General features: G+C 28.6%; 4 protein-coding genes and 3 pseudogenes. 3 read left to right on the top strand and 4 right to left on the bottom strand.

The window, feature by feature from the left end:
* On the top strand, window positions 1-230 hold a 230-nt coding region (locus EIC27_RS08360; RefSeq protein ID WP_205702304.1), incomplete at its 5' end, for a transposase domain-containing protein.
* Between the two features lie 475 nt (window positions 231-705).
* On the opposite strand, the pseudogene EIC27_RS07995 reads toward EIC27_RS08360, so the two are convergent.
* The 4 genes and pseudogenes from EIC27_RS07995 to EIC27_RS05785 all read right to left on the bottom strand — a co-directional run.
* Window positions 706-834 (bottom strand): annotated as a pseudogene (locus EIC27_RS07995) (NAD(P)H-dependent oxidoreductase subunit E); the annotation flags it as partial.
* A 73-nt stretch (window positions 835-907) separates the two neighbouring features.
* Window positions 908-2,152, bottom strand: a complete 1,245-nt coding sequence (locus tag EIC27_RS05775) for a hypothetical protein (RefSeq protein WP_126045138.1) — start codon at window positions 2,150-2,152, stop codon at window positions 908-910.
* Window positions 2,153-2,236: 84 nt separating this feature from the next.
* Window positions 2,237-2,764 carry an NADH-quinone oxidoreductase subunit NuoE gene (nuoE, locus tag EIC27_RS05780; RefSeq protein WP_126045139.1) on the bottom strand — a complete coding sequence of 176 codons (528 nt, stop codon included), beginning with the start codon at window positions 2,762-2,764 and terminating at the stop codon, window positions 2,237-2,239.
* Window positions 2,765-2,769: 5 nt separating this feature from the next.
* Window positions 2,770-3,957: an NADH-quinone oxidoreductase subunit D gene (locus tag EIC27_RS05785; RefSeq protein ID WP_126045140.1), complete on the bottom strand. Its 1,188-nt coding sequence runs from the start codon at window positions 3,955-3,957 to the stop codon at window positions 2,770-2,772.
* Between the two features lie 476 nt (window positions 3,958-4,433).
* On the opposite strand from EIC27_RS05785, the pseudogene EIC27_RS05790 reads away from it, so the two are divergent.
* Both EIC27_RS05790 and EIC27_RS05795 read left to right on the top strand, forming a co-directional pair.
* A pseudogene (locus EIC27_RS05790) lies at window positions 4,434-5,306 on the top strand (VirB4 family type IV secretion/conjugal transfer ATPase); the annotation flags it as partial.
* A gap of 69 nt (window positions 5,307-5,375) precedes the next feature.
* Window positions 5,376-5,891, top strand: a pseudogene (locus EIC27_RS05795) (hypothetical protein); the annotation flags it as partial.

Raw genomic sequence — 5,891 nt, forward strand, 5'->3', positions numbered from 1 at the left:
GTATAAAACCATTTGCAGTTGGCAGAAAAAATTGGATGTTCTGTGCAACAACTAAGGGTGCTAAAGCTAGTGCAAATATTTATAGTATTATTGAAACTTGCAAAGTAAATAAGATTAATCCTTATGATTATTTAAAATATTTGCTGAATCATATTCATGATTATTCTGATCCAAAAGAGTTAGTAAATTTACTTCCATATAATATTGATAAAAAAATATCATCAAATTAAATTTTTTTTAGAATTATCAAAAAACTTAAGAAACCCAAAGAAAGGCGGATAATACTTGTCAAGATGGGGATATTTTAGCGTTTACGTAATACAAAATCCTAGAATTCACTGTTGCTTTATTTATTTTTGCTAATTCATAAGCAAGGTCTAAATTTTTTTGCCATATTATTAAATTAGTAACAGTATTATCATCACTATATCCTCCACAACTCTCAGATAAAGCACCTGGATTCAGCTTTACTAGCTAACAGTTAAATCATAACTTTTTTTCAATTGTAATGCAAATTGGAGTGTTATAACTGAATTAAGAAGATTTTATTTCTAAAAGTTCTGGATATTGGGCAGCATATGATAATATTTTTTCATTATCACCTTTTTGTATTAAATTCAAAAGCTTATAAAACCTTGTGTCTGTCATAATTTATCCCTAATTATTTAAGGATCAATTATATAGATTAAGTGTTAGCAAGTATATTTATTTTTTACTAAGCTTATCAATTATTTTCTTCATAGATTCAGGAGTAAGATTTTCATGATAATCGTTGTTGATTTAGACCAAAGGTGCATAAATAAATGCACCTAAGGCAATTTTAATTTTTTTGAAAATATTTGTTATCTCCTATATACAAAAAGTAGCGTAGCCACATACATTAAACTTTACCAAGTTAAAATCACAATTATAATTCATCATGATCAGAGGTATTATCAGAGGCAGCATCCATAAATGAGTTAAGGAAGTCTAAAGCATCTTGTGGAGGTGATGCTGGAGTATATTCATCTCCGTGCCAAAACATTTTTTGGTTCCATGACCAAATATTTATACCTTTAAAATTAGGATCTTCTGCTTTTAAAGCCTTTGGATTTATTAGTTCCATTACAGCTTTAACATATTCAATTTGATTTCCTTCACCTATACCAATAGGAGGGTTAACATTTTTAGTTTCAAATTCATGAGCAGAAGCAGCAAGAGGTATTGCAAATTGATATGGAAGCCCTGTTGCTTTTATGTCTTCAATTTCTTGTGCTGCATACTTTTTAAAATCATCTATTGAATTTAATTGACCTCCTGGTAATGGTCCTAAATCATATAATGAGTCAACAATATAGCCATTTCCATAACGCAAGAATACTTCTTTCACTTCATCTGTTATAAATTTTGCAAAAGTAAATACACTAAATATCCTACCATTAGGATGGTTTTCGCTAACACAACCTAAAGGATCAGTGCTAGAATCTGGATTTATACCCGTAACGTCATCATCATGCCCATTCCATCCTGCAAAATTTTTAGCGATTTGAGTATATAAATATTTTTGTCCAGTTCCTGTAACACTTCCTCCTTCTCCTGTAAAGCTGAAGGGCTCTACATCAAATTGCACGCCATCTACCTTATCCTGAGCACATATTGCTTTCGAAATTATATCAGCAAAAAGATTGGCATCATCTTTGTCTAATTTATTTAGATAATCTAAGTAATCATATTCTCCTTCTTTTATATTATCTAAACGCCCATCAATAACAATAATATTTTGTTCAACTTTTGGAATACCTAAATAAGCTTCAAAACTTTTAAGACCAACAAAATGATCTCCTATATATTTACCATTCTTTGTTTTATCAGATCCTGGGAAAGTAATTAAAAGTCCGTCCGCACTACAAGGATCGGATGTTTTAGATTCACCTGAACCACGACAATACATTTCAATATCTCCACCATAAGGAAATGGCTGAGTAATTGGGAATCCTGTTGCTTTATTATTATATTCAGTTATTGCATCTTTAAATAACCCAGGTTTTATATGATTTTTTTTAACTGTAATAGTACCATCAGGTAAATCACCACTCCATATTTTGTCATATATCCAAGCCCCATTATCATATGGTATTATACTTTGATTAGATTTTGTATTTGTTTCGGACATTTATACCCCACTTATGATTAACATAGTATAAGGCTAAATTGATAAATTTTAAAAGTCAATACTGCAAAATTTAATAGCGATTTATTATTTTTTACTAAGCTTATCAATTATTTTCTTCATAGATTCAGGAGTAAGATTTTCATGATAATCATTATTGATTTGAACTAATGGAGCATTAACACATGCACCTAAGCATTCAACTTCAACGAGTGTGAATTTATTATCCTTTGTTGTCTCTCCTAATTCTATTCCTAACTTTTTTTTACAAGTTTGTGTAATATCTTTTGCTCCTCTTAGCATACAAGGAGTAGTTCTGCATACCTGAATTAAATTTTTACCAACAGGTTGCTTGTTAAACATTGTATAAAAATTTGCAACTTCATAAACTTGTATGGCAGGTATATCAAGCAATTCAGCAATATAATCCATAGCTGCAAATGGAATCCAATTATCATGTTGTTCCTGTGCTAAATACAATAAAGGCATAACTGCGCTCCTTTGTTTTTCATCAGGATATTTTTTTATATACTCATTAGCCTTTTTTAGATTTTTTTCTGAAAACTTAAAAGATTTTGGTTGATCAAATTTACATTCTTTAAACATAGATGACATATTTTTTACCTATCTATTTCTCCAAATACAATATCCATACTGCCAATATTAGCAACAACATCCGCAAGCATATGGCCCTTGCTCATATTTTCAAGTGCTTGCAAATGTGTAAAACCAGGAGCTCTAATATGGCATCTATAAGGCTTATTACTTCCATCAGCAACTAAGTATACACCAAATTCTCCCTTTGGAGCTTCAACAGCTGTATATGTTTCTCCTGGCCCAACATTATAGCCCTCAGTGAATAATTTAAAATGATGAATTAATGCTTCCATAGAATTTTTCATATCCTTTCTAGTGGGGGGAGTCATTTTTTTATCTCCTGAATTCACATCACCTTTAGGCATTTTTTTAAGACATTGTTTAATTATCTTAAGTGATTCTTTTATTTCTTGCATTCTAACTAAATATCTATCATAACAATCACCATTTTTACCTATTGGAATTTTGAAATCTAATTCTTCATAAATTTCATACGGCTGAGACCTTCTTAAATCCCATGGAATGCCAGACGCCCTTATCATAGGGCCAGAAAACCCCCAATCTAAGGCTTGATCTTTTGTAACTATACCAATATTTACAAGTCGTTGTTTAAAAATCCTATTTTCATCAAGTAATGTTTCTACATCAGATAGTTTTTTAGGAAATTTTTCAAAAAAACTCGATATATCACTTAATAACTTATCATCTATATCTTTTGCAACTCCTCCAGGCCTAATATAAGCTGAATGAAACCTGGCACCAGATGCTCTTTCGTAAAATTCTAACATCACTTCTCTTTCTTCAAACATCCAAAGTAATGGTGTCATTGCACCCACATCAAGTGCATAAGTTGTTATATTTAATAAATGGTTTAAAATTCTGGTTATCTCACTAAATAAAACTCTAATATACTTTGCTCGAAGTGGTGTTTTGCACTTCAATAATTTTTCAACAGCAAGTGCAAAGCAATGTTCCTGACACATTGGAGATACATAATCTAATCTATCAAAATATGGAACGGCCTGAAGATAAGTTTTATGTTCAATTAATTTTTCTGTACCTCTATGTAACAAACCTATATGTGGATCTGCGCGCTCTATAACTTCACCATCCATTTCTAAAATAAGCCTAAGTACTCCATGAGCTGCTGGATGTTGAGGACCAAAATTAACTGATATATTTTTAATATTTTTGTTATCGCTTAAACTCATAGCTTTTAATCTTTACATAAAACTCAGCTTAATAAATGCTTACATTAGCACATAGAGTTCTTGAAATAAACTAATTATCTTTAAAAATTTATATAGATTAACATTTAAAATTGCATAATGTTTTTGACTTAATTACCTTATATAATTGAAATCTGAGCGTATATATGAAATAAATAAATCTATATAAATGATTATATATATTAATTAAAGTGGAAATAAAAGGTCACCAAAAGACTAGATTTTATAATAGTAAAGCATCTGATTTGATACAAATAGCATGTCATTTTAATGATGACACTTTGTTGACAAAAAATGCTGACTTAATTCAAATTATTGAAGTTCAAGGATTCATTAATAAAGATTCTGATCAACAAGACAGAATATTAAGAGATGATATAAGAACTGCTATTTTAAAGTATATAAAAGATCCTGATATAGCTGTTCATATTCATATTATAAGAGATTATAAGAACATTATGCCAAATGCATATGCTGGTCCAGAAAAGATAGTAAATTTAGTTGAAAATGCGTGGTGTAAACAAAATAACTGGGACCATCAACTTGTTAATACTTTGTATATAACTTTAATAAAAAAAGGCCCACAATTAAAATTATTTAATATAGCAGATTTTTTATCTTCGATATTTTCTTACACTTTAAAGCAAAAATATAAAAAACACATAGAGAAGTCATTAGATAAATTAAATGTTATTACGCAAAATATAAAAAATGAACTAAGTATTTACTCTTCAAAAATTCTTTCAATAAAACAAAAGGAAAATAACATTTATTCAGAACCTTTATCATTTTATTATTATTTAACCCATTTTGAGAAAAAAGAAATAAAAGTTGAGCCATATGACTACTCACAATTACTATCAGACTTTAAAATTAGTACAGATTTTAATATTTTATATAATAAATATGATAATAAAACAAAATATGTTGCAGCATATTCAGTAGAATTTAAAAGTTCTATTGACTCGAAGTTTCTAGAATCAATAACACAATGTGATTCTCAACTTATTATCTCTGAATTAATTACATTTGTATCAAATAAAAAAGCTTTAAAAGATCTAGAACATTACCAAAAAACTTTAAAAAGTGTAAAAAATTTAGAAATATCTAAAGAACTATATATCAATGATGTTATAAATGCAGATAAAGGAGAGACGAACGATTATTGCTAGTCTCAAACCAATATTATACTATATTCTGATAATCTTAATTTATTAAATCAAGAGATAAAAATTGTCTCTGAACAAATAGATAATCTAGGAATAAAATCTATTAGAGAAGATTTTAATTTACAATCTGTTTTTTACTTTAATCTCCCAGGTAATACATACTATAGCAATAGATCGTTTTATTTGCCGACATGTTTTTCAGCTTCATTTACCAATATTCATTCAAAAGATATGGGAAATTATAATGGAAGTATTTGGGGGGAACCAGTCACAATACTAAAAACACTGAGAGGAAGATATTATAATTTTAACTTCCATTATAAAAATAGCGGCCATACCATTATTGTCGGCCCTAAAGGAACTGGAAAAACAACATTAACCCATTTTTTATTATCCCAGTCATTAAAATTTGACATAAAGATTATATATATAGATTTAGAAGGAAGGAGTGGGAAATTTTTAGAAGCAATTAACGGTACTGCAATTAAATTGGAAAAAGAAAAAGAATCTCCAATAAAAATTGATTTATTAGATTTAGCTAATTATGATGGTAAGATAGAATGGTTTGCTGATTTATTGCTTAAAATTTGCGCTCATAATGATGATTATAGATCAAATAACAAAGAGTATGTTGAAAAATTTACAAATCTTGCAAAAGAATTAATCAACATCGATAATTATGAAGAAAAAATAAAAAAAATAGATGAATTTATTAGCTCCTCAAATGACTTAACAATAAAAACAAAT

Origin of the sequence: Candidatus Aquarickettsia rohweri (assembly GCF_003953955.1) — a bacterium.
Classification (GTDB): Bacteria; Pseudomonadota; Alphaproteobacteria; order Rickettsiales; family Midichloriaceae; genus Aquirickettsia; species Aquirickettsia rohweri.